At 57.0% G+C, this 24,415-nt stretch carries 18 protein-coding genes; 11 read left to right on the top strand and 7 right to left on the bottom strand.

Annotation, left to right across the window (positions count from 1 at the left end; all coding sequences use genetic code 11):
* The first annotated feature begins 6 nt into the window (after window positions 1-6).
* Complete coding sequence (locus tag Q1A75_RS11125; protein WP_299546303.1) at window positions 7-2,619, top strand: calcium-binding protein; 2,613 nt, start codon at window positions 7-9, stop codon at window positions 2,617-2,619.
* A 17-nt stretch (window positions 2,620-2,636) separates the two neighbouring features.
* Here the strand turns inward: Q1A75_RS11125 and Q1A75_RS11130 are convergent, their stop codons facing one another.
* Entirely contained in the window at window positions 2,637-3,251 is a 615-nt protein-coding gene (locus tag Q1A75_RS11130) for a response regulator transcription factor (RefSeq protein ID WP_299546391.1), read from the bottom strand.
* 350 nt (window positions 3,252-3,601) lie between these two features.
* Between Q1A75_RS11130 and Q1A75_RS11135 the strand changes: the two genes are divergently transcribed.
* The 4 genes from Q1A75_RS11135 (at window position 3,602) to Q1A75_RS11150 (ending at window position 9,364) form a co-directional block, all read left to right on the top strand.
* Window positions 3,602-4,093 (top strand): oxidoreductase, encoded by a 492-nt coding sequence (locus Q1A75_RS11135; protein WP_299546304.1) that lies wholly within the window; start codon window positions 3,602-3,604, stop codon window positions 4,091-4,093.
* A gap of 24 nt (window positions 4,094-4,117) precedes the next feature.
* The gene (locus tag Q1A75_RS11140; protein WP_299546306.1) at window positions 4,118-6,637 is read left to right on the top strand and encodes a PAS domain-containing hybrid sensor histidine kinase/response regulator; all 2,520 of its coding nucleotides are present in this window, start codon (window positions 4,118-4,120) and stop codon (window positions 6,635-6,637) included.
* A gap of 88 nt (window positions 6,638-6,725) precedes the next feature.
* Window positions 6,726-7,367, top strand: coding sequence for an ABC transporter substrate-binding protein (locus tag Q1A75_RS11145; RefSeq protein WP_299546307.1), 642 nt, complete (start codon window positions 6,726-6,728; stop codon window positions 7,365-7,367).
* A 431-nt stretch (window positions 7,368-7,798) separates the two neighbouring features.
* On the top strand, window positions 7,799-9,364 hold the full coding sequence (locus tag Q1A75_RS11150) for a glucan biosynthesis protein (RefSeq protein WP_299546309.1): 1,566 nt from the start codon (window positions 7,799-7,801) through the stop codon (window positions 9,362-9,364).
* 43 nt (window positions 9,365-9,407) lie between these two features.
* Here the strand turns inward: Q1A75_RS11150 and Q1A75_RS11155 are convergent, their stop codons facing one another.
* Genes Q1A75_RS11155 through Q1A75_RS11175 form a run of 5 tightly spaced genes read right to left on the bottom strand, consistent with a single transcriptional unit; the run spans window position 9,408 to window position 15,063 of the window.
* Complete coding sequence (locus Q1A75_RS11155; protein WP_299639890.1) at window positions 9,408-11,006, bottom strand: hypothetical protein; 1,599 nt, start codon at window positions 11,004-11,006, stop codon at window positions 9,408-9,410.
* A 1-nt stretch (window position 11,007) separates the two neighbouring features.
* Window positions 11,008-11,769 (bottom strand): SDR family oxidoreductase, encoded by a 762-nt coding sequence (locus Q1A75_RS11160; RefSeq protein WP_299546313.1) that lies wholly within the window; start codon window positions 11,767-11,769, stop codon window positions 11,008-11,010.
* Window positions 11,766-13,091: an FAD-binding oxidoreductase gene (locus tag Q1A75_RS11165; protein WP_299546314.1), complete on the bottom strand. Its 1,326-nt coding sequence runs from the start codon at window positions 13,089-13,091 to the stop codon at window positions 11,766-11,768. Before Q1A75_RS11165 ends, Q1A75_RS11160 begins: the two co-directional genes overlap by 4 nt.
* Entirely contained in the window at window positions 13,088-13,507 is a 420-nt protein-coding gene (locus Q1A75_RS11170) for a GtrA family protein (RefSeq protein ID WP_299546316.1), read from the bottom strand. Before Q1A75_RS11170 ends, Q1A75_RS11165 begins: the two co-directional genes overlap by 4 nt.
* A gap of 11 nt (window positions 13,508-13,518) precedes the next feature.
* Window positions 13,519-15,063 (bottom strand): UbiA family prenyltransferase, encoded by a 1,545-nt coding sequence (locus tag Q1A75_RS11175; RefSeq protein ID WP_299546318.1) that lies wholly within the window; start codon window positions 15,061-15,063, stop codon window positions 13,519-13,521.
* A gap of 552 nt (window positions 15,064-15,615) precedes the next feature.
* On the opposite strand from Q1A75_RS11175, the gene Q1A75_RS11180 reads away from it, so the two are divergent.
* The 6 genes from Q1A75_RS11180 to Q1A75_RS11205 all read left to right on the top strand — a co-directional run bounded on the left by Q1A75_RS11180 (window position 15,616) and on the right by Q1A75_RS11205 (window position 23,750).
* On the top strand, window positions 15,616-17,400 hold the full coding sequence (locus Q1A75_RS11180; protein ID WP_299546320.1) for an AsmA-like C-terminal region-containing protein: 1,785 nt from the start codon (window positions 15,616-15,618) through the stop codon (window positions 17,398-17,400).
* Between the two features lie 74 nt (window positions 17,401-17,474).
* Window positions 17,475-19,022: a DUF2723 domain-containing protein gene (locus Q1A75_RS11185; RefSeq protein ID WP_299546322.1), complete on the top strand. Its 1,548-nt coding sequence runs from the start codon at window positions 17,475-17,477 to the stop codon at window positions 19,020-19,022.
* A 207-nt stretch (window positions 19,023-19,229) separates the two neighbouring features.
* A complete protein-coding gene (locus tag Q1A75_RS11190) occupies window positions 19,230-20,429 on the top strand; it encodes a DUF4185 domain-containing protein (protein WP_299592458.1) in 1,200 nt (399 codons plus the stop codon).
* A 290-nt stretch (window positions 20,430-20,719) separates the two neighbouring features.
* Entirely contained in the window at window positions 20,720-20,974 is a 255-nt protein-coding gene (locus Q1A75_RS11195; protein WP_299546326.1) for a hypothetical protein, read from the top strand.
* Entirely contained in the window at window positions 20,971-22,461 is a 1,491-nt protein-coding gene (locus Q1A75_RS11200) for a sulfotransferase (protein ID WP_299546328.1), read from the top strand. The genes Q1A75_RS11195 and Q1A75_RS11200 overlap by 4 nt, the downstream gene beginning before the upstream one ends.
* Window positions 22,458-23,750, top strand: coding sequence for an arylsulfotransferase family protein (locus Q1A75_RS11205; protein ID WP_299546330.1), 1,293 nt, complete (start codon window positions 22,458-22,460; stop codon window positions 23,748-23,750). The genes Q1A75_RS11200 and Q1A75_RS11205 overlap by 4 nt, the downstream gene beginning before the upstream one ends.
* A 242-nt stretch (window positions 23,751-23,992) precedes the next feature.
* Here the strand turns inward: Q1A75_RS11205 and Q1A75_RS11210 are convergent, their stop codons facing one another.
* Complete coding sequence (locus Q1A75_RS11210) at window positions 23,993-24,409, bottom strand: rhodanese-like domain-containing protein (protein WP_299546332.1); 417 nt, start codon at window positions 24,407-24,409, stop codon at window positions 23,993-23,995.
* Between the last annotated feature and the right edge of the window lie 6 nt (window positions 24,410-24,415).

Consider the following 24,415-nt stretch of genomic DNA (forward strand, 5'->3'; position numbering starts at 1 on the left):
CTTAAGATGAGTACAATTACCCAACCCCAGTTGGTGGGCACCGGTTTGTCCGATCAAATCGACGGCACCACCGAAAATGACATGGTTACAGGCCTAGCGGGCAACGATGCAATCACCGGGCATGCCGGTGGCGACCTGCTCTATGGCGACTATGCCAATGACAACTTGCTTGATGGCACTGATGGCGCATCGTCGTTTGGCGATTATGCGTCGACTGGTGTCTGGCAGGTTACGGCGCTGGACAATGGTCACCAGCAAATGACCCAAGAAATTACGACCGAGATCGGCGGAGTCTACAACCTCAACCTGTCACTTGCCTCCAACTTTGCAGCCGGACGCACTGACGCAGCGGTCGAAGTGCTGGTAAACGGCGAAATTGTCGAAACCTTCACAACGCAAAGCGGCGCCTTTGGCGACCACGTTGTTCAGTTCACAGCGCTGGACACCAACGCCGAAATCACCCTTCGGTCGATCGATGGTGAAACCGATGGACCCACCATCGACACCTCGGGCCCCGCCTTTCACTACACGACATCGATGGAGATCGGCGGAGAGATGGTCGACGTGGCCACCTTTGCCGACGGTCAGTCGAACTTCTACCAAGTGCTGAACGGCACATTGCACGTTTATGACGTCGACACACAGACCTACACGCCTGCCGGCGCATCCGGCACGGTCAACGTGAACGCCTTGGGCTACAACGCGCAGAACGACCTGCTTTATTCGATTGCTGTTAGCGAAGGCGTTGACTCACGCGGGGTCGAGGTCAATCGCAACGATCTCGTCATGCTTGATGCAGAAGGGAATTCCTACCGCATCGGTGAAACGCCTTACCGCTCATGGACGGGCGATTTTGATGATCAGGGCAATCTCTGGACGTTCCAGTCCAGCATGGACCATATCGCGGTCGTGGACGTCGACCAGATGGATGCGCACGGTAACCCGGTGACCGAAGTGTACCGACTGCCCAACGATCTTGTTGGTGCACGTGTTTACGACGTTGCCTTTGATGCCGCAACGCAGTGCTTCTACGGCGTGGCCCGCCCATCGGCAGAAGGGGCCGATACCGTTCTTTTGGTCATCGACATCACAAGCGGCGCACCAGAATTCAGAACTATTCCGGTCACCGGAACGGTCGTGGACGGCGAGACGCTGGATGGCGTTCCGGCTATGACATTCGGGGCCGCGATCATGGATGCAGACGGCAACCTGTTTGTCGGCGGAAACTCTGGTAATCACGACATGAACGACAGCACCGGGTCGTCCGGCGGCATTTATCAGGTGATTATTGATCCCACTACAGGTGCGGCAACGCTGCATCTGATGGCGGATGCCCCTGGATCCTACTCCAATGACGGTGCAGCGGATCCGACAGCAGAAAGCCCATTTGGTCCGGTTGACCTGACATCAAGCTTGCTTTTGCGCGACATTTCCCTCGTGGCGACAACCGAAGGCGATCTGAGCTATAACGACAGCCTGTCAGGTGGTGCAGGAAACGATACCCTCGACGGTGGGATCGGGGTCGATATGCTGGTGGGCGGCAGTGGTGGCGACCGGCTCGAAGGGGATAGCGGCAACGACACCCTGGATGGCGGTGCAGGCGACGGCGGGTCCAACCCGATCACGTCGACCTACGACGACACCGGGGCGCGCTATGATCAGTTCGGCAACTTGCTGGCCCCGGATGACGACATTCTTTTCGGTGGCGCAGGCGACGACCTCCTGTCTGGTTCCGCCGGGCACGACACCATCGATGGCGGCGTCGGAGACGACATGCTGCGCGGTGGATCGGGCAACGACGAACTACACGGAGGCGAAGGCGCCGACAACCTTGGAGGCGGGTCCGAAGACGATCTGCTACGGGGGGGTGATGGTGCTGACACACTTGACGGCGGGTCGGGTAACGACGCGCTCAATGGTGGTGCAGGGACGGACCGGCTCATAGGTGGGTCCGGCAATGACGCCTTGAACGGCGGCGCGGGCCATGACGAACTCCGCGGCAGTTCTGGGGCTGACGTACTGAACGGCGATGCCGGTGACGACACGCTGGGCGGCGGATCTGGCAACGATGATCTCAATGGTGGTGCAGGCAGCGATAGGTTGATCGGTGGATCCGGTAGCGACAGTCTGAACGGTGCGGCGGATGCCGACACGTTGATAGGCGGATCTGGCAACGACGACTTGTCAGGGGGTGGCGGACGCGACCGGCTGAACGGCGGATCGGGCGATGATCTGCTGCATGGGGAGGCGGGCCATGACCTTCTGAACGGGTCGACCGGCGATGACACCCTGCATGGCGGTGACGGCAACGATCGCCTCTACCTCGGGGCGGGAGATGACTTTGCATCGGGTGGCGCAGGGGCTGACCGGTTCATCTTCCGTGACCGGGACCTTGATGGCGGGTCGGATGTGATCAGCGATTTCAACGTGTCACAAGGCGACAGTCTCGACCTGACACGGCTCGACATCGATACGTCAAGCGCGGCTGACTGGCTTGCGGCTGCAGGTCAGGTGGTGGACGGCAACGATCTGCAGATTCAGCTGGACGACACCACGACGCTCACGCTTCTGGATGTCGGCAGCGACCTTGAACAGCTCTATGATAACATCCTGCTGTGATCAAAAAACGGTGCGGGCTATTCAAAGCCCGCATCTTTGGCAATCAATGCCGCCTGCGTGCGGTTCTTGGCATTCAGCTTCTTGCACAGGGTCCGCACATGCAGCTTGATCGTGACCTCCTGCAAGTCCAACTCGCGGGCGATCTCCTTATTGGACCGCCCATAGCACAGGCCGGTCAGCACCTGTCGTTCGCGCTGGCTCAACTGCTTGGTGAATTCGGTCTCGGCTTCCTGACCCGCATCCTGCATGACGGAAGCTGGCACATATGTTTCGCCCGCGATCATAAAACGCACCGCATTCACCAAAGACTTGGCGCCCATCGACTTGGGAATGAAACCGATGGCCCCCGCCTCTACGGCCTCTTGCGCGATGCGGTTGGGTGCTGTGCCGCTGAGAATGGCAAAGGGCTGGCCCGGGTGGGACCGCATGGCATCGGTCAGGCCATCAAGACCGTTCATGCCCGGCATGCTGAAATCCAAAAGCACCAGATCAAACGGCCCCTTGGCATCCAGCGCCTTCATTGCAGACGGGTAGTCGGCAACCGACACCACGGCCGCGCGCCCTTCGGATTCCAGGTAAGCCGAGATCGTGTCCCGCACCATTTCATGATCGTCTGCCAACAAAATACGCATCGAAACTGCTAACCCCGTGTTCACCATAGAAGTTGAGCCTAGCGGACCCGCAGAGCGCGAACCAGCAGGATTGTTGGGGTGCTGTGCACTGGTGATCATCATGGCAACTCCTGTTCATTTATGGCCCCCAAATCTTTCGGATACGTTTCAAATCCAAAGGTCATCGGCGCAGTGCCCTCGGGTATGTGACATGGCATTTCGATAAAGTCGGACACACTTCCGGCCACTGATGTGCCTCCAACGGTCAGGGATTCTATCCTTTTGGATAGGTGCCTCTCCTTTTGCACCCAAGCACCGTCTGCGGATTTCGGGCACAAATGAACCAACACCCGGATCAAGGAAGCAAAACAATGATGAACGCTCTGAAAACCGCCGCCGCTCTGGTTGCACTTTCGGTTACACCCAGCCTGGCGCAGGATATCGTTCTGACCATCTCTGGGGCGGTCGATACACCAGACTCCGGCACGGACTGGACCTTTAACATGGACAGCCTGCAAAGCATGACCACGACAACCTTCGAAACCACGACAATCTGGACGGAAGGCGTGCAAACCTTTCAGGGCGTGTCGCTCAAGGTTCTACTGGATCGCGTAGGTGCGCAGGGGGACACATTGCGCGCCGTGGCCTTGAACGACTATGCCGTCACGATCCCGAAATCAGATGCTGTCATAGACGGACCCATCGTTGCGTACATGCGCAATGGGGCCGATATGTCGGTACGCGACAAGGGGCCGTTGTGGATTGTTTACCCATACGATGCTAACGAAACGTACAAGTCTGAAGAGTATTATTCGCGCAGCATCTGGCAATTGGCAAAGCTCGAAGTTGTCGCAGCACAATAGGATGAGATCGCTATAGGCAAGACAATGCCTCTCACCGCACAGGGCAAACGACGGGCGGCACTGTTGGTCGGTCTGTTTGTACTTGGGCTCGGGCTGATCGCTTTTCTGGGTCGGGCCGTGGTGTCCGACCTTGATGCTTTGTCGACAGCGCAAACTGACGATATCAGCTGGAACATGGCCCAGATCGAGGTCGAGTTGCTGCGTCTGCAAGGGGCCGCACGCGCAGCCCCGACCACTGCGGATGACCTCACGACATTTCGCAAGCGTTACGACATCTTCTACAGCCGGTTCACCACACTGGCGCAAAGCCCGCTTTATCGCGGGGTTCGCGCCAGAACCGAAGCGCAAGCTGGACTGCAAGCGGTGCAGGATTTCCTGATCACCTTCACACCTCTTGTCGATGGCTCCGACGTTGCCTTGCAGGCCGCCCTGCCGCAACTGGCTGCTGCAACGGAAACCCTGCATCCTAACTTACGGCAGCTTGCTCTGGTCGCAATCGAAACCACCGCTCACAATGATGCGGCGGGTCGGCAGACCCTTTCAAGAACCCTGGTAAAACTGGCGGCGGCCGTGCTGGCTCTGGTCCTGGCACTGTTTGTGGCGGCCGGTGTATTGCTGCAGCTCTATCGGCGGGGGCAGGCCACTTCGCACGAAAACCAGGTTGTCAAATCGCGGTTCGAGGCGGCGGTTGCCTCTTCGCTGGATGCGGTTCTGGTTGTTGATGTCCACGGCCGGATCATCGAATTCAACGGGGCGGCGGAAACCGTGTTCGGTTACACAAGGGACGAGGCATTGGGCGGTGACATGGCCGACATGATCGTGCCTCCCCACCTGCGCGACATGCATAGGGTCGGCATGCAACGCTATCTCGACACTGGCGTGGAAAAAGTGATTGGTGCCGGGCGCATCCGGTTGGAAGGGATGCGCAAATCTGGCGCGGTCTTCCCCGTCGAACTGTCTATTTCGCTGGCAGAAACCGGTAGTCAAAAGGTGTTCGTATCCTTCTTACGGGACATCACGAGCGAGCTGGAGGCGGAACAGGACCTGCGCACCGCGCGGGACAAGGCACAGGAAAGCGAAAAGGCCAAATCGGACCTGCTTACGGTCATGAGCCACGAAATGCGCACGCCATTGAACGGCATCCTTGGTGCGCTGTCCTTGCTGAAACAGGACACCCCAACCGACAGGCAAAGCCGCTATCTGAACGCTATCGAAGTGTCCGGTGAACTTCTGTTATCGCACGTCACGGACGTTCTGAACCTTTCGAGCCTTGATGCAAATGGCGTGCAGCAAACGAAGACGCGGTTCGACCTGCAAGGCGTGGTCCAAAGTTCGATCGACAGCCTGTCCGCAGCGGCAGAGGCACGCAACAACACGCTCAGTGTCACGTTCTTCCCGAAGGAAATCGGCGTTGTGAACGGGTACAAAACGCAATTGCAGCAATGTCTCGTGAACCTTGTTGGCAATGCCATCAAGTTCACCAAGGACGGCGCCGTGTCTGTAGAGGTCGAGCAGTTGCCGGATGCCGCGACGTACGAATTCCGCGTGTCCGACACCGGGGTGGGCATCGCTCCGGACGATCTGGCGCATATCTTCGACGAATTCTTTACTGTGAACACCGACTTTGCCCGCGACCACGACGGCACCGGTCTGGGCCTCGCGATCACCCGACGTCTTGTCGGCGCGATGGGCGGTGATATCGACGCTGACAGTATCCCGGGCGAAGGCAGCATGTTCTCGTTCCGCATCCCCCTTGCCACCGCCGACGCATACCAAACAGGGAAAGCCAATGCGCAAGACGGCGGGCAGGTCACCATCGCCGGAACCAAGCGCGCGCTTGTGGTGGATGACAATGACATCAACCGCATGATCCTGTCTGACATGCTGGGCGATCTGGGCGTTACAACGGTCGAGGCTGAAGACGGCTTTGCCGCCATCAAGGCTATCGAGGCTGAACCTTTTGACGCGCTCTTTCTCGACATCAGCATGCCCGGTATCGACGGCCTTGAAACACTGCGCCGTATCCGCGCGCTGGAAGTCGACTGGAACACCCTGCCCGCCGTGGCCGTCACGGCCCATGCCGGGCAGCGGGATCATGACCTGATCCGCCGCGAAAGCTTTCTGGACCTTGTGGTTAAACCCATCAACACCGGCGATGTGCATAAAACCCTGCTCAAGATGCCCGGCTTTGCGGATGACATGACTGCCACAGACCAAGCGGACACACCTACGTCAGAGTTCGAAGCCCGCTTCGGGCGCGCCAAATACGCCAAGGCGATGGGCGACATGCACGACGAGTTGGCAATGCTCCTCGATGGGTTGCACACGCACCAACCGCTGACGGACGAAATCCGCGCGCATGCCCATAAGATTGCAGGCTCTGCCGCCGTGCTCGGCAACACCGCCCTGCGCCGCAGCCTGCAAGCGCTCGAAGGGGCCGGTGACGGCGCATGGGCCGAACAGGCCCCCGAAACCCTTCGATCGCTGAAAACCGAACAGAAGGATCTGGCCACACACATAGCCATGCTCGTTAAAACAACTTGAAAACGCACATTCGCGATTCCTGATTGTTTTTCTTGGAATTAAGGCGGGTCTGTCGTACACGTCGATTCGTAGCCAATAGGAGACCGCTATGACGTTCATTACGAATGTCAGCGGCTTTTTCGTTGCGATAGCAGCCAGCGCGACCGTGATTGCGTCAGCCCCTGAAGTTCACGCAGAAGCCCTGACCCTCACCGACATCGCCGGACGCGAGGTCACGCTGACCGAAGCCCCCGACAAGATCATTCTGGGCGAAGGGCGGATGATGTATTCCATCGCCGCCATCACCGAGGGAAACCCATTCGAAAAGGTGGTCGGCTGGAAAGACGACCTAATCCAATATGACCCCGATGCCTTCCGCAAGTTCGAGGCGGCCTTCCCCAAAGACGCGGGCCGGATGATCAACTTTGGCAACCCGTACGCGGGCGATTTCAGCATCGAAGCCGTGCTCGAGGCAGAGGCCGATCTGGTGATGCTGGACCTTGGTAACCTGTTCAAGGCCGAAGAGACCGGGTTGATCGAAAAGCTCGACAAGGCGGGTGTGCAGGTGGTCTTTATCGACTTCCGCCGCAACGCCACCGAAAACACGGTGCCCTCGTTACTGATCTTGGGCCGTCTTCTGGGCGAAGAGGAAGGGGCACTTGAATTTGTCGATTTCTACGTCTCCGAGATCGCCGTCGCTTTGACATCTGTCGGAATGAGTGCCGAGAAAAAGCGGACGCCATCGGATTGATTTCCAATCATAGCGATTGCGAAACTGTATCCTAGCCTCCAGTCCCAGTGATCTCAGCTTTGTGTCACACTGCGTCGACAAAATACTGAGCGGTGGTGCTTCTGAACCTTTTGACTAGGCGACGCACAAAAGCCTGCCTCAGCCGGATGTTCCAACCAAGCCCAAGGCTGAGGATCCACGCCACTCACCTCAAAGCATATCGCGCCTTTTTTAGTCATTCATCTTCAGTTCAAAGGCGGATGATTGCAGTTTCGGCGAAGTTGCGCTGGTCCTGGCATGAAAAATTGATGGCGCCCCGCAGGCGCCTATACATTCAGTCAACGAATTTTCACTCGAATAACGACATCTGAATGCGGTGAGGCCCCGTGATGAAATCGATTAACTATTCAGCTTCCAAGACACCGACAAATTGCCGCAAAGGACGGCGCCCCATGTTCTCACAACCCTCACGCCGCACGGTGCTTGTCGGATCAGTTGCGTTTCTGGCGTTGGGTTTATCGGACAGGGCAAGATCGGACGCAGCAGGTTCGGAAGGACCGATGACCTTCGACGGGCTTGTCGAAAAAGCCCGCAATGCTGCCACCCAACCGTTTGAGCCCGCCACCATCCCCGCGCCTGAACTCATTGAAAAGGTCAACTACAGCGCTCACTGGCAGATCCAGTTTCGGGAAGACGCGACGCTCTACATCGGAAAGAACAAAGCACCTGTGCAGCTTTTTCACCCAGGTCGCTACTTCCCCGAACCGGTTCGGATCTATGTCCGCGACGAAGCTGGCACATCACACGAAGTGCCCTTCATCCGTGACTTTTTCTCGATGCCAGAGGACAACCCTGCGCTCGACCTGCCGGAGGGTTTCGGCTTCGCTGGCTTCAGGGTTATGAGACCGGGCCTTGAGCCCGACTGGATATCATTTCTGGGCGCCTCGTACTTCCGAACGGATGGTCCCGACGCACAATACGGTCTGTCAACGCGTGGCATCGCAATCAATACCGGATTGAACATACCGGAAGAGTTCCCTCGTTTCACCGCATTTTGGCTCGGCCCACCTGAAACCGATGACGAAGAACTCTCAATTTGGGCCGAGCTTGATGGCCCCTCAATCACTGGTGTTTATCGGTTCGGCGTGGTTCGCAATGCTGCGTATGGCGGGCACCTGACGCGTATATCGGCGCATCTTTTCCTGCGCGCAGGGATCGAGCGCTTGGGTGTGGCACCGCTTACCAGCATGTATTGGTATTCAGAGCGCGACCGCGCTGGTGGCGAGGATTGGCGCCCTGAGATACATGATAGCGATGGCCTCGCTATGGCGGCTGGAAGCGGTGAACGACTGTGGCGCCCGCTCAGCAATCCTGCAAGCGTCGCAACGTCAAGTTTCATGGATGAGAATCCTGCAGGCTTCGGGCTGATACAGCGCGATCGCACCTTCGAAAACTATCAGGACGACGGTGTCTTTTACAATCGCCGCCCCTCAGCTTGGGTCAGGCCGATTGGTGATTGGGGACCTGGACAAGTGCAACTTGTTCTGATCCCGACGGAAGATGAAACCTTTGACAATGTCGTGGCATATTGGGTGCCAGACGGCACAACCGAAAAGGGTGCAGCCTTCCAGTTCGATTACGAGATTGAGTGGCGCGCGCGCGATCCTCTGCCCGAGGCGGTGGCTTGGGTCGTGGCTACGCGGCAGGGTCAGGGCGGCGTACCGGGCGACCCGCTTCCTGAAGGTGTCGGAAAAATGGTGATCGACTTCGAGGGGCCGTCCCTGACCGGTCTTGATCGCAATAGCGGAGTTCTTCCGGTCGTCGATGCCGTGAATGGCCGTATCCTTGAACCGATTGATGCCTATCCTGTCGTGGGAACTGACTATTGGCGGCTGACTTTCGATTTTGAACAAACAGGGCCCGAGCCTGTGAGTTTGCGCGCCTATTTGCAAACCAGGGACCGCGCATTGACGGAAACCTGGCTAACAGATGCTTGGGTGGAACGGGGACAGGGCTAAACCCCTGCCCGGCCCGTCCAATTGTTAAGGCGTGTCACCCAAGCTAGCTGCTGCGAGGGGCGATCAGGGCTAAATCTGTCCCGGTTGCTGAGCGGCGCTGGTAGAGGGACCAGAATTCCGTTTTCCTTGTGAGTTCAAAATGCTGCTCGAGATACGGGCCGTAGATCTGCTGCATCTTTTCGGTTGTCCCCTCGGCGACAGGTTGCGTTGGGATCATCACCACATCAACACCGCCCAGCATCTCTTCGGCAGGAAGATGGAACTCCAGATCGAAGTTGCGGTTATCATGCATCCAGGCGGTGCCACCCTCTGGTGGGGGCAGTCCTGCAAGCGAGGTGAAGGGACTAACGAAGTCCATAACAAGGACCCGCGATGCCGATGAGTCGAGCGACGCAAGCAAAGTCGCTCCGCTTCCAAGGGTGTTTCCATAGTCACTGTAAAACTCGAATTGGCCCTTGTTGAGGATGTTGACGATCCGCAAGCCCTTGCCGTTGGGGGTGTCAAGCGCGACGCCCGATTTTGTGGCTGCAACAGTGGCATGAACACCAATTGCTGTGGCCGACGATAGCGCGATGGGCAAAAGCAACACCGCAACGGCAAACGGTGCGCCGCGGGCAACCGTCTGCATTGCCGGGGATCGTCTCGGTTGCTCTTCACGGGCGACTATCTCGGCTGCAACAGCAGCTCCTGCCAGCATGCTGACAATCCCGATAGTCTGGAAATTCTGGTTGAGCAGCGCAAAACCTGCCGCGCCGCAAAAGCCATAGAACAGAAAGTCCGTAAATCTTGGTCGGCGCCAAAGTGCCAAACCCGCGATCAGTGCAAAAACCACATATTCACCGGAGGTAAGAAGAAAGGAACGTACGTAAATGTATGGCTCGATAACACCACTGACCTTGGTTGCTTCCACCAGATCGTTGATATGCGCCCAAGTACCGCCCCAGAACGCTTCGACCACAAGCCCGACGAATACGCACAAGGCAATTGCGCCCGCCGCCCAGCGGCGCTGTGCCGATTGTAGCAGCAGCAAAACAAGGAAGCCAGAGGCGACAACACCGTATGTCATCTTGGTATAGGCCAGTAGCATCGTCAGCGTCGCCGCCGATGCAGCATCAAGCCAACCCTGCTGTCGAACTGGGCGGTTGGGCTGTATGTGCATCACAAGCAGAATACCAAGCAGGACCCAGCCGATGCGGTTATAGAACATTGCGAAGGAAACCTTCGATGGTATCTCGCCGGTATTCATTGGGGTGGCAAGCAACAGTACAAAAAATACTGCCAGCGGAACCCCGATCAGTGGACGCATCCTTGATCGTAACACATGGATCATGATCGGCGCTGTCACCAGAACCAGCGTGGCCATACCGATCGGCATCGCCATACCAAGCCGTCCGGTCAGCCAATAACCAAGACCCGGGATGTAGTAGTTAAGTGGTCCGAGCGCAGTGTGGAAATCCTGATTTGGTACTTGGCCATGAACAACCCGATACGCACCGTCCAGGAAAATCAGAATATCGTTGAAGTACATCGACGTTGCAGTCGCGCCCGGCAGAACCAACAATGCGCAGCAAATCACCGTCGTCACCAGTGTGGCTAGTGTAATGGGCGAGAAAAAATCGCTTAACTTGGACACGCCAGACACCTCAAAGCTTCAGTTTCTTGAAAACTGCTTCCGGGATGGCCCGGATGATAAACATGACCAAGCGCCAGGCGCGCAGCACATAGATAACGTTTGCGGGGCGCATCTGAAGCGCGGCAATACGTGCGGCCACGGTCTCTGGTGCAGCGGTCAGGGGGCCGATCAGGTCCATGTCCGCAGTCATACTGGTCCGAACAAAACCTGGTTTAACGGTGACAACCTGTACGTCCGTCCCTGCCAAACGGTTGCGTAATCCCGAAAGATAAGCGGTAAACCCGGCCTTCCCCGCCCCATAGACATAGTTCGAAGCCCGCCCCCTGTCGCCAGCGACAGAGCTTACTCCGACGATCAGCCCATGGCCGCGCTCGACAAAGCGCGACGCCAGCATTTCAAGAAGCAGGGCCGGACCCTCGAAATTCGTGCGGATCACCTGGGCGGCGTGTTTTGGATCGTTCTGCGCACGGGTTTGATCGCCCAGCATGCCGACGACGCAAACGACCGTGTCCGGCAATTCATCAAGCTGGTCCAAGAAGCCGGCAAATGTCGCTGTTTCCAGAATATCGAGCGGACGCACAGTGACGTGCGCTGCTTCGTACCGGGTCCGGATATCGGCTGCGTTGCGGTCCGCTGCTTCGATGTTGCGCGCAGCCAGCGTGATCTTCCATCCTATCGCGGCATAGGCAGATGCCACCGCTCGGCCGATATCCGAGGTGCCCCCAATGACAAGTAGGCTTTTAGGGGGCGCTTGCTGATCAATGTCGCTCATATTCCAAGCCTTTCTGACAGTTTTGAAGCCATCCGGTCCTTGGCCCCGATTTCGCTTCGGAGTTGTCGAAAGCGATCAAGTTGTGGATAGCCCGCAGCAAAAGTCGTAGGCGATTGAGTGGCATCCTTTGCCAAGTACATCCGCCCTCCCGCTTCAACGACGAGCGCATCAATCTCGGTCAACAGCGTCATCAGTTTTTCACTGACCGGAATATCGAGAGCGAGAGTCAGGCCCTCCATCGGGAAGGACATCAGACCAGAACCGGGCGCAAGACGTTTGAGCACGGCAAGAAACGATCCCGCACCATGGCTTGAGATACGATCAAGGATCTCTGACACCGCGCTTTCGGCCTTGGCAACGGGGATAACACATTGATGCTGCACGAAGCCGCGGCGCCCGTAGATACGGTTCCAGTTCGCAATACTGTCGAGCGGGAAGAAATAGCTATCCCAAGGGACATTCGTCGTCTGACCAGTCTTGCGCGCACCATTCCTGTAGTACAGTTCGTTAAATGCCCTGACGGTCCTTGCGTTCAGCATCCAGCCCGGCATGTCGATCGGAACTCCGACCCGACCATTCGCAGAGGATGGGAAGCGAACGTCGCCCCAGGGCAGTTGTTCTGTCGTGGCATGCTCTCCTTCCAGGATCAGCGACCGCCCTAGCGAATCCCCGCGGGCCAAAACGTCGATCCAGGCCACTGTGTAAGTTGCGGTTCCGGTCTGACGCAGCAATGCAACCGCCTCGCTCAGGTTGCGCGCAACGTGAGTGGTTTGACGGATCCAGCCCGTCTCGATCTGCTTTAGCCGGAACGCGGCCGACAGGATCGTTCCGGTCAGGCCCATACCGCCGATGGTCGCGGCAAAAAGCTCGGCGTTTTCATCCCGACTGCAACGTATGACGCGATGATCTGGCAGCGCCAACATCAGCCACTCGACATGATCTCCGAAGGTGCCGTCGATGTGCTGGTTCTTTCCATGGACATCCGAGGCAATCATCCCACCAACGGTCACAAAACGCGTGCCTGGGACAGAACACGGAAAATAACCGCGGGGCAGAAAGGTCGCGATGATTTCTGCAAGCGACACCCCTGCTTCGGTGGCAAGAATCCCGGTTTCAGGATCGAACGCCTGCATTCGGTTTAATCCCGTTGCGTCGATTGTATTGTCGCGCCCGATGGCTGCGTCACCATAAGACCGTCCAAGGCCCCGCGCGACCACCCCGGGCAGGTTCGCCGTGGCCGCGGCGGCCGGACCAATGTCAAACGCTACATCAAGAGGCCCCGACAGGCGGGGATACCGGCCCCAACCGCTCAAATCCTTCAAACGGTGCTCTCCCTGAAGACGTGACGTCGATCAAGCCAGAACTTGAGAACATATCCGATGCTCAGACCCACGACCGCACCAAGATACTTTGCGAAGTCAGTCTGCCAAATGGCATGGAAACCAAGTTCGAACGTCCAGAAGATCAGCGTCGTCAAAACACTGAACAGACCCGACAGTGTGATACGTTGCGCCTCGCCAAATGGCGTGGTGTAGCGTTCGCGAAAGGTCCACATTTTATCGACGACGTACTTTATGAAAAAGCCGACGAGTGTTCCGACCACGATCGAAACCATCAGGTGCGCATCTGGCACCCCGCGCACCGTCATCTCTTGGGCAAGCAGATTCGCCAGCACAGAAACAACTGCGGTTGCCGCGTACCGCGCAATCGGGTGACCTTCTGACAGAACTCTCAGCATCACCGGATCCGTCAGATCGCCGACACGAACACCGCGAGCATCGCCAGCCCGCTCAGTCTGCTCAGCGGATCCTTGATCGCAAAGATCACAGGGTCGTCCTGCATCTGACGCCGCTGCGCCAGAATGAGGGCTCGACCGATCCAATAGGTCAGGATGGGACAGGCCAGAAGAAGGTACTCGGGATTGCTGTAAAGCATCGTGACCGAACTGCCCGATACATAAAGCGCGAGCACGGTTACAGCATTGAAACCGGCAGCTGCAGACAGTGCTGCAATCATGCCGCGGTCCACATGCTCGTAGTCTCGATTGTCCGGCGATGCACGGTCTGCATCCTCACATGCCGTCAGTTCCACAAATCGCTTCATCAGTGCCAGAGATACAAAAATCGAGAGCGCAAAGACGATCAGCCAGGATGATAGCGCCACGCCGACGGCGACCCCACCACCCAGAAGGCGGATGGTGTAAAGACCTGCCAGCGTAAGCACGTCGACCAGCAGAATCTTTTTGAGAAAAAAGGAATATGCCGTCGTCATGGTGAAGTAGATGGCCAGAACCATTGCGAAAGCCGACGATATCGAAAGAGCCATCGCCATCGCGAGCACCAGCAGCAAGGGCACGACAAGCATGGCGTGGATTGGTGGAATGTCACCCTGCGCCAGCGGGCGATCCCTCTTGGTCCTATGCGCACGATCATCCTGAAGATCGACCAGATCGTTCAGAATGTAACAGGCTGACGCAGCAAGGCAGAATGCAATGGCCGCGATGGTGGTTATGAACAGGTTTTCGAAGCTCAGCGCGTGCGCTGCAATCATCGGCACGAAAACAAGGGCATTCTTGGCGTACTGATGGACACGAAACTGACGCATCCAATCGCTCAAAGTCGCCCGATTATGCTCAATAAATTGTGCATGCGGGGCGAGCTTGCGCAGCCGCGTGGCAACGCGCTGCGTAGTCCGAATGGCAATCGGCTGCCTTGCATGTTCCCAGACCGGCAGGTCCGCGGCGTCGTTGCCTATGTAGTCAAAACCTCCGCTGCCAAACTCCTTTACAAGCCGGTCTGCCTTGGCTGCGCCAGACAGATTTACCGAAGCCGTCGTCGCGAAGTATCCTTTGAAGATCCCCAGATGATCTGCAACGGCTTTCACCATATCCTGGTGGGAAGCAGATGCCAGATAGACGGATCGCCCTGCGAGGTGTGCAAGACGGATCATGGACAGGATGGTTTTGTCATAAGGCAGCGTTTCAGGCGCGCAGTCGGTATTTGCGCAAAGAAAGTGTTTCAGTGCAGCCTTGCCATCAACAAGCGACTGCAACATGCCGATGATCGCGCCAGGGTTGCGTCCCAACCGGCGAAACGCGGTTTCAACCAGCAGATCAGAGCGCAACAAGGTCCCATCAAGGTCGACCACCAACGGCGTGTCGATGGCGGTCTCAAGATCGGGCAAGCTAACTCGGGCTGTTGCAGCCCGATCCTGGACCGCCATATCGCGGTGTCCGCCTTGAAGCTGCGGTAAGTCAGAGTTGGAAATGCTATCGACATGGTGCTTGACCGACATGCGTGTACCTCTCTCTGGTTGTTCCCATTTCGGGGGCATTTAATCAGTGATCGATTTGTTGACGGCACACTCAGGTTCCTGTTCAGCATCGTACGGTGAGCCTGACCGCCAGCCCTTCAACAACCTGATGCAACTTTGGTGCAAAAGGCGGCTGATGGGCCATTCGCGGCAACGTGGCTGCAAAAGCAAAAAGGTTGCAAACCAGTTCCAAAGGCAAGTTTGACATCGGCAGGGATGCGCCCAATTGCGAGTGGTATCGGCGGTAGAAGGCCGGGAAATGGGCTGCAATAACGTCCATCTGGGCCGAACAGATTGCCTTCGCGGTACCCCAAACCGTATCTAAAACACTGTGTCTTGGGAATCATTTCTCAAAGTGGAGAATGGGTCTGCGTTACCAAACCGACTGCTTGGTAGGATCAGCTCCACAGCATGCAGCGCGCCAATTGCCGACGTGATCCAGAGACATGAGCCACCGCGGCACTGCTGACGGTTGGGAGGAGTGTGATGAGAATACGAAACAAGCAAAGGCCCGTTTCCCTGGCGCAATGGGGCATGACAGCCTTTGCCTTTTTGTCGATCTGCGCCGGCGCATTCCTACTGCGTCCAAAGCTGGATCTGGACGATGTTTTGCGTGACGGTATCAATCAAGAAATCGGGCGGATCGCGGGAGAGGATGTAAAGTTGCATCAGGAGGCCGCCGTATCGGTACGTCCGAATTTTCGCGTCGTGGTCACTGACCCGCTCTTTGAAAGCGCTGAAGGTAGTGGGCCCGAAGGGTTTCTGACATCTTCGCGGATCGATGCAGCGCTTAGGATCGCGCCGCTATTCATGGGCCGGGGGGAAATTGCAAACTTGCACTTATACCGTCCCCGGATTTTGCTAGATCACAACAGCATGCCTGTATTCTCATCCCCCGGAGGGCTGAACGCTGGCAACGAGACGGGCGGCCCGACACGGCCAGCAAGTATCGTGATCACGGACGGTATCCTCGACTTCGCAGGTGAATCCAGTATCTCCGGTCTAAATCTGTCCATCGTACCGCGCAATGCTTCGCAGGGGATCTCGGCCAGTGGCGATTTCATTTCCGGGCAGCGTCGAACCTATGTGGAATTGCAGGCGGATGATCCGCAGAGTCTGTTTTCGGAAAGAGGTAGCAAAGGGACGGTGTCCATCCGCTTTGAAACGGTGGACTTGCCGGAGGACATCGATCAATCAGGTGACGCAACCGAAAGCAGCTTTCTTACTAACCTGCGACACACACTAACTTACATGACGGTGTTCGGATCGGGTCCGTTGGTGATCGATGGGCATTTCACCGTAACGCCTGATGCGATTAGGATTTCGAGTGCAACTTTTTCAAAAGGCGGTATCGCGCTGCAGGGGAACTTCGAGCTGCAAGCCACGGAAGACACTTCTGTCTTTCCAAAACTGCAAGAACTCCAAGCGTCGGTTGATGCAGTCATTTCTGACGTGGTGCATAAAATAGGTTCTGGCGACTGGCCGACGGCGTTGATCACGACAAACTGGCTAAACGGTCTTGAGATCGATTTCGATCTGGAAGGACAGGATATTGCGTTTGGTGGTGCTGCATTTGACACAGTTTCTATTGCGCTCGCGGCGCGTAAAAACGGCCTGTCCTTCGACGTAGCCGCACAAGGCGAAACACTTGGTCGGTTTGAGGCAAGCACCGCAATCAACCAAGCGACCGAGGTGGCGATGTCTGCCAAAATATCCGACGCGTCGCTCCGCGAGATCATGCAGCCGATATCCCGCAAGATGCAGATTCGGTTGATCGGTACTCCGCAGCTGCCCGAGGGCGCTCTCAACGCTGAGCTTGAGCTTGCAGGGCGGGGGCAAACATTTGGTGAGGTATTCGATAGTTTCGCTGGTTCGCTGACGGCCTCGATGGAGGACGGCAGCCTGACCGGAGCCGATGTGACCGCAACCCTTGAGACGCTGGCAAATGGTCGTCAATTCATGACCAAGGAAAAGGGCCCGCTCATTCCCGCCGCAGGCCGGACCCGCTTCGACTTGATCGACGGCGAGGTCGGCATCGAGGCCGGAACCGCGCGGATTTCGCGGTTGAGCATCGCCGGAGAGCGGCTTGAGATCGATATGCTTGGAGAAGTTGGCCTGAAGGACGGCGCAGTGTATGTATCAGGCAACGCCCAACTATCTGCTGCACAGGAAACCGAAGCGGAACAGATCGCAAGAAACGTAGACCTGCCCTTCGGCATTGGGGGAACACTCTTTTCACCCATGGTCGCTGCGGGTGTGCCCCAATTCGAGGTTGCAGCGACAGGTACTGCCCAACCCAGCAACACCATCCAGAAATAGGTCGAAGGCTCTGACGCGATATGGTCTTTGCCCGCAGATATGACTGCCGACCAGGGCATTTGAAGCGAGAAAAGATGTCCACCAATGCCCTGACACCCCATCGACCCGCGTACCAGAGTCCTTGGCTGTTCATCGCCATCTTCCTGGTCTGGCTAACATACTACGCGAGCCTTCTCTTTCCCGGCCTCGGTGGGATGCTGAACGCAGGCGACTCTGCCAAGTTCCAAACCCTTGGCCATACCTCCATTCTTGTCCACGGGCCTGGATACCCGTTTGTCCTGATGATCGGAACGGTGGTGCGCGCGCTCGATCTGCCGTTCGAGCCGTGGCGCGTCATGACCATCGCACTGGCATCCGTGCCCGGCGCGCTTGCAAATTCAATGGCTTTCCTCATCGCGGGACGGCTGACTCGTAGCGTGTTATTTGGTGTTTCGGCCGCATTTCTTCTGGGCAGTGCCGGCCTGATGGCCGTGCAATCGACCGAAGCAGAGGTCTATCCCCTCGCACTTGCCTTCATTCTGTCCATCGTATTTGCGCTGATCCTTTTCGTCGAAACGAAGCAGCCGTCCTATTTTATCGCCGCCTGTGCAATCTATGCGCTGTCTTTCGGCAATCATCTCATGATGGTCATGCTGGCACCCATTGGCCTACTGGTGATAGCCACGCATCACCATCTTCTGCTGCGCCCGCGTATCCTGCTTGCGGTTCTGGCGCTGCTTCTTGTCGGTGCCAGCCAATATCTGTTTCTCGCGTGGGTCACACATGCCCCATCAACAGCCTATTCCGAATATCTGCCACTCCCGCCGACGACGTCAGAGTTGATCGACTACATCGCGGGGACCTACTTCGGCGATCTTTACGGCTCTGGGCTTCAATCGCTACAGACCGCATCGGTTCTCCTTGGCACACTCAGTCAAGCTCACCCGATGATTTCACTACCTATCATCGGATTTGGCCTTTTGGCCTTCATCGTCGGCTGGCGTCGTCGTGACGCCGCTTGGTCGGGTCTGGCGCTTGTTCTGGGTACAGCACTTGCCTTCCTGCCCTTCATGATCTGGTACGGGGCCTATGATATCCAGGCCTTCCATCTGCCGGTTCTTGGTCCACTCCTCGTTGGTGCAATTGCAGCGATTGGCTGGTGGCTTGCGGGCTGGCCACGGCTGCGTCTTTGGCTTGGTGTTCTTCTTTTGGCCTTTGGCGTTCTGCGCGCGGGTGAAATGGCAGGGTACCTGAGCGCACGTGAGCCCGACTATGCCGATTTGGTCGAGGCGTTGGACGTGGTGATGGCGCAGTCACCCGTCGACAATCCCGTTGTCTCCATGTCCTATGAGCTTCGAATGGCCACGCTCTATCACGAATTGCTGGGCGCTGTGCCCAAGCCTGCGACCTATCGCGTCACCTGGCGCACCGAAGAGGCAATTTCGAGTGGTGAGCCAGTGAACAAGGTGGGTGGCATTGTCATTCCCACAGATGGAGAGCAGATGCTGCGGTGGATTGAACACCGCAATCCGCACTTGTCTTGCAGGACACTCCCGATCGAGCAGCCTGAGCCTGCGACTTGGCCAGCCTACGGTTTTGTCTGCGACCCGGCAGGTCCATCGGCCAAACTCCCGAACGACTGAATATCTTATGTTCAAAAGCGAGGCATGGGCCGCGGTCCTGCGCCGAATGGGCTGTCAAGATTTCTTACATTACGTCACATGAGCAAGAATCCGCTTGATTTGGGCGCGGGCTCGGATCACACACGTCCAAAGGGTGTCGTCCCAATTGGGAAAGCGCCCGAGAAGTCCCGAACTCAGAAGTGTCCCGTTTAGTGAAGGTGTTTTACCTTGCGTGTATCCTCTGCCCTGTCTGGCATTTTCCTCTCGGCCTTTATCCTCTCCTGCTCCAGTCAGTTGCCCATGGCAATTGCTGACGTCGAGAGTATGGAACCGGTCGATACAATGGCGCTGTCGGATGTTCGACAGCTAGAAGAGCTCCCGGAACCGTCTAGCCCTTTGGGACTTCGGGTCGTGGAAACCGAGATTGTAAATCAACTGACCGGGTCAGGATCCCCGAATGCCACCGACGCGCGGTGGAACGTGCATGGCACTGACCTTGGCCATATGTTCACCCACAAGGGCGAACTGTACATGGTCTTCGGTGACACATATGGCCCAGATGGCGAGGATTGGCGCAGCAACACCATTGCGCGGATTGCCGATCCTGATCCGGCCAACGGGTTTTCCATCGCCGCGATGATCGAAAGCGCGACTGGAGCCGCCAAGGAAATTATCCGTTCGGCAAAGGTGCCGGGCCTTGAATGGACCGTTATCCCGACCAATGGTATCTCTCTTGGTGAACGGATGGTCCTTCATTACATGTCCGTCCGCATGTGGGGTGCTGACGACAAGTGGTATGTCCGGCGCTCCGGCCTCGCCTATTCGGATGATGACGGCCAGAATTGGACAAGATCCGAAACGGCGATGTGGCCTGCCGGGACGGGTTTTGAACAGGTGGCCTACGTTGAAAGCGAGGGGATGATCTATGTATTTGGTATTCCGCAGGGACGTTTCGGTGGTGTAAGGCTTGGCCGTGTGACACCTCAGCATGTGTTTGACCCTACGGCATACACATACTGGGATGGTCAGGGGTGGTTGGGCAATGTTCACGCCGCAAAAGCAATTGTGCCGGCACCAGCAGGTGAATTATCCGTTGCGTGGAGTGACGCACACCAATCTTGGCTGATGATGTACCTCGAACCCGTCGAAAGAGCAGTCATTCTGCGAAGTGCTCCAACAATGACCGGTCCATGGAGTGACGCTCAGATCGTCGCACATGCCGATGAATATCCGGGCCTCTATGCGCCCTACATCGTGCCGGGTCTGGACATCGACGACGCTGTCTATTTCACGATGTCGCGTTGGAAGCCTGTCTACAACGTATTCCTGATGAAAGGTAAACTCGAAGCTCCGGTAGTAGACTTGGCAGCAGTTGAGACAACCGGGATCGCCAAGCCAGATATCGAATTGGACCAGGTCGACAAGTAGCGAGTCAATGGGTGCGACTCTCTCGCACGTGATACCTGTTTTCTTAGCTGGAGCTGGTCAAAACTTCTTGACCAAAGCAAGCTTCCGCCTTTTTGAAGCCTCAGACTGGGCAAACGGGCAAAAATGCTCCGTCCCGAGGGGGCGATATGGCAGGCTTTCGCCGCTTTCCGCTCCATACCTTGCCGCTGCACCCGCAACTTACAACTCTGTTGCGAGAAGAGCGAGTAGCGAGGCAGTTGACCTGTCTGATTTTCCCGCTCCTTTCGTTCGTCTGAAGCGAGGATTTCGCCATGAAGCGCGACAAATGGGTTTCGGGTGCTGTGCAAGCGCCCACTTTTCTGGTCATCACACTGGTTGTGATACCTGCAGCAGCACAGGCTTACGTCGGCCCCGGGGCGGGCCTAACCGCAATTGGGACGATGATTGCGCTTATCGCAGCGTTACTTCTCGCGATTGTCGGGTTCGTCTGGTACCCGATCAAGCGGGTGCTGCGTGCGCGCAAGGCCAACACAGATGCCCCGACATCCGGTGAGAAGCAAAGTTGAGCGTCGCAGCCCTTTTTCTGGGACTCCTCGCTTTTGTCGCTGTCCTGCGCGTTCTCGATGCACAGAAAGTTGCGGGCGGTATCATCGATACGACGCAGCAGGCGCTGTCGGTTATTGTGAATGGCGATATCGCTGACGAGGACAAGGAGGCGCAGGTTCGGCGCGCATCTATCAAGCTTTTGGGCGGATTCTTCTGGATTGCTGCCATAGGTACTGCCGCGCTTTGCGCATCGGCCTTGATTGTTTGGGGCGGCGCACTTCTTGAGCTCTATTCCGTTGACCACGCAATGGCTGTCGCCCTTGGCTGGCCCTTCATCATCGGCTCCACTGCGGCGGCAATCCTGCTATGGCTAGGGCTCGACAAGCTGCGCAAGACCTCGGTCGAAGTTGATGCGCACATCGAGGTACCTTACAGCCCGCTTGACAAAGCCTTGCACGATTTTGCTTTTGCATCGCCTGAGCGCCAGATCAGACTTGGAGAACTGGAAACCAGGCTCTACCGCCGACGCATACGATCAGAGACCGCCGAGCGGCCCGTTTTCATCACGTCTCTGCCACGTGCAGGTACAACCATAATGCTCGAAGGCCTCGCCAATCTGCCAGACTTCTCTTCGGCGACCTACCAGCACATGCCATTTACTCTGTCGCCTCTTCTATGGGGTGGGTTTTCGCGCACCTTTAGAAAGTCAGGGGACAAGGCCGAGCGGGCACACGGAGACGGGATCGAAGTCGGGATGGAAAGTCCGGAGGCGTTTGAAGAAATGCTTTGGATGGCATTTTGGCCTCAGCACTATGCAAACGACCATATCACGCCCTGGGCACCTGAGGATCAGAAGCTGGCGTTCGAGTCATTCTTCCGCTCTCACATGGCGAAGATTGTTGCGACAAAGCCCGGTGCAAGCCGCTACATCTCAAAAAACAATGCCAATATTGCACGCTTGGGTCTTCTTGAACGCCTCTTTCCTGATGCCGTGATCGTCGTGCCCATTCGCAACCCACGCGCTCAGGTGCGATCACTTCTGGGGCAGCATCTTCGCTTTGCCGACTTGCACGCCCGCGAACCTTTTGCGCGCAGGTACATGGAAGGGATTGGGCACTTCGAGTTCGGCGCGGCCCTGCGCCCAATTGCATTCAACCCGTCGCCAACGGATATGACTGCCGCAGAACACACTGATTTCTGGCTGCGATACTGGATTGCCGCTTACCAGCACGTGCTCGCTACCGCTGGGCCGCGCACGGTATTTGTCGATCACGACGCGCTGTGTACCGAACCCGGCTTACTGCTACCCGAACTCGCCACCGTCATTGAGCTTGAGGATCAAAACAGCATCTCAGCCATGGCAGAGATCTTCCGTGCACCCCGCCCTGCCCCGGATTTGGACCACGCGTCCCGGGACCTGATGCAGCGTGCGGACATATTGCATGGGGAGCTTTGCAGGCAGGCGATTGGCCACTCACACTCGTCGATTGCAAAGGTAATAAAATGAAACTGCTCTCATCCGATCGTCTCGCGCGCGGGTTCTTCATCCTGTCGCTCGCCTTGATCGCAATGATATATGGGATCGTATCCTCGTGGTGGGGGTGGTTTCCCGCCCCCCAGATCGGCGAGGCGCATCGCACCTATCTGGATGTTTCGCGTAATTGGCGAAACGATATCGGGCTGGAACCGACACGCCATCTTGTTGCTCCGAATGATCGAGGCACAGCCTCTCTCGACCGCGGTTACAACCGTAGGCCGGGAACCGAACGCGCGCCGGGTTACATTCTGATCGCCGGGCTCAGCGACGATCAGGACACCTCGGTCTTTGCCGTACGCCTGATCGACACGGAGGGGAACGAGGTCCACCGCTGGCCAATCCATTACGAAAACTTCGATCCCGACACCCCACCCCAGAATGTGATGCTGCATGGCATGGAGGTATTCGAGGACGGCTCCTTGGTTGTGACGTTTGACGTGGGCAATGCCATCGCACGGGTCGATCAATGCGGCCAAACCATGTGGAGCGTGCGCGGCGGCTTTCACCACTCGATCACGCGCGACGGCGCCGGGGGTATCTGGACCTGGTACGGCGAAGATATGGTGCGACTTGATGCAGCGACAGGCGAAAAGACCTTTTCATTGAACTTGCGGAACGACGTCATCGCGGCCAAGGGCGGTGATCAGCGCGGAATCTTCGACATTCGTGTACGTATGCCAGGTGACGCTGCGGGGCAAGTTACCTATCTGGATGATCCGTTTCACCCCAATGATGTTGAGATGCTGCGCCCTGAAATGGCCGACGCCTTCCCGATGTTCGAGGCGGGTGATCTGATGTTTAGCCTGCGCGAACCGAACCTCGTTGCGGTGGTCGATCCGCAAACAGGTGAGCTGAAGTGGTGGCAGCATGGACCGTGGTTCAAACAGCATGATCCGGATTTCGAACCCGATGGCACGATCACGGTCTTTGACAATGCCACAGGTAAGATGCAGTCCCGAATTCTACGTATCGATCCGCGCGATAACAGCACATCTGTGGATTTTGAAGGGACGGAAGACGAACCATTCTATACTTGGCGACGCGGCAAGCATCAAACACTTCCGAATGGCAACTTGCTCCTGACCGAAGCGGAGCATGGTCGTCTGCTCGAAGTGTCAGCGGCGGGTGACGTCTTGTGGACGCACGATATGGTTTGGGACGCCGAAAGCAATCTCATCGTGACCGAGGCGCGTCATGTCCCCGAAACGTTCTTCACCGGTGGTATCCCGTCCTGCAACGAGGTGATCGCATCACAATGACGGCTCTCTGGGAGTTTCATCCCCCAGCTGTTTCCTACTGGCCGGCATCATCCAATGTTCTCATTTAGGGCATTTGGCGATTTCTCTGCGAGTGCCAACGGTGCCGTCTGCGGGAGCCAAGTACATGTCGATAAAGCCCGAAGAGGAACGGGATGTGATGCCACCGGCGCTGCACAAAGTGTTCTGGGGGCCGGTGGCCCCCAGTTGAGTTCTTTAAGTTGAACCTGCATCGTCAATTTGGCTCATGTAGCTTCCATGGGCCCGCCTGCTTCTTTCCACGCCCCAATGCCGCCGACATTCGTGACTGATTTGTAACCCATGTCGATGAGTGTTTTGCCCGACAAGGCGGCTTGTCCACCTAGGCCACAGACCAAGTAGATGTCTGCGTTTTTTTGAAGTGCATGGTTGTGGAATCCCATACCAGGGTCGGCAGCGAACTCGATAAATCCGCGTGGGATGCGCAGGGCTCCTTCAATTGTTCCGGTTTTTTGAATGTCGGAACTGTCCCGTACATCGACAAAAATACCGCCGCCTGCGGCATGGATTTCAATGGCTTCTTCCGATGACAGCTTTGGGACAATGGCGTTCGCTTCATCAAGATAAGTTTGAGCGGTTTTTACAGCGTTTTCTCCAAGGAGTGGATGAAAGAGAACCGGCAATAGTGC

It is taken from the genome of uncultured Tateyamaria sp. (assembly GCF_947504105.1).
GTDB lineage: Bacteria > Pseudomonadota > Alphaproteobacteria > Rhodobacterales > Rhodobacteraceae > Tateyamaria.

Coding starts and splice junctions, on each gene's coding strand:
- Q1A75_RS11125 (WP_299546303.1), top strand. CDS start 7: ATGAGTACAATTACCCAACCCCAGTTGGTGGGCACCGGTTTGTCCGAT.
- Q1A75_RS11130 (WP_299546391.1), bottom strand. CDS start 3,251: ATGCGTATTTTGTTGGCAGACGATCATGAAATGGTGCGGGACACGATC.
- Q1A75_RS11135 (WP_299546304.1), top strand. CDS start 3,602: ATGATGAACGCTCTGAAAACCGCCGCCGCTCTGGTTGCACTTTCGGTT.
- Q1A75_RS11140 (WP_299546306.1), top strand. CDS start 4,118: ATGCCTCTCACCGCACAGGGCAAACGACGGGCGGCACTGTTGGTCGGT.
- Q1A75_RS11145 (WP_299546307.1), top strand. CDS start 6,726: ATGACGTTCATTACGAATGTCAGCGGCTTTTTCGTTGCGATAGCAGCC.
- Q1A75_RS11150 (WP_299546309.1), top strand. CDS start 7,799: ATGTTCTCACAACCCTCACGCCGCACGGTGCTTGTCGGATCAGTTGCG.
- Q1A75_RS11160 (WP_299546313.1), bottom strand. CDS start 11,769: ATGAGCGACATTGATCAGCAAGCGCCCCCTAAAAGCCTACTTGTCATT.
- Q1A75_RS11170 (WP_299546316.1), bottom strand. CDS start 13,507: ATGCTGAGAGTTCTGTCAGAAGGTCACCCGATTGCGCGGTACGCGGCA.
- Q1A75_RS11175 (WP_299546318.1), bottom strand. CDS start 15,063: ATGTCGGTCAAGCACCATGTCGATAGCATTTCCAACTCTGACTTACCG.
- Q1A75_RS11180 (WP_299546320.1), top strand. CDS start 15,616: ATGACAGCCTTTGCCTTTTTGTCGATCTGCGCCGGCGCATTCCTACTG.
- Q1A75_RS11185 (WP_299546322.1), top strand. CDS start 17,475: ATGTCCACCAATGCCCTGACACCCCATCGACCCGCGTACCAGAGTCCT.
- Q1A75_RS11195 (WP_299546326.1), top strand. CDS start 20,720: ATGAAGCGCGACAAATGGGTTTCGGGTGCTGTGCAAGCGCCCACTTTT.
- Q1A75_RS11205 (WP_299546330.1), top strand. CDS start 22,458: ATGAAACTGCTCTCATCCGATCGTCTCGCGCGCGGGTTCTTCATCCTG.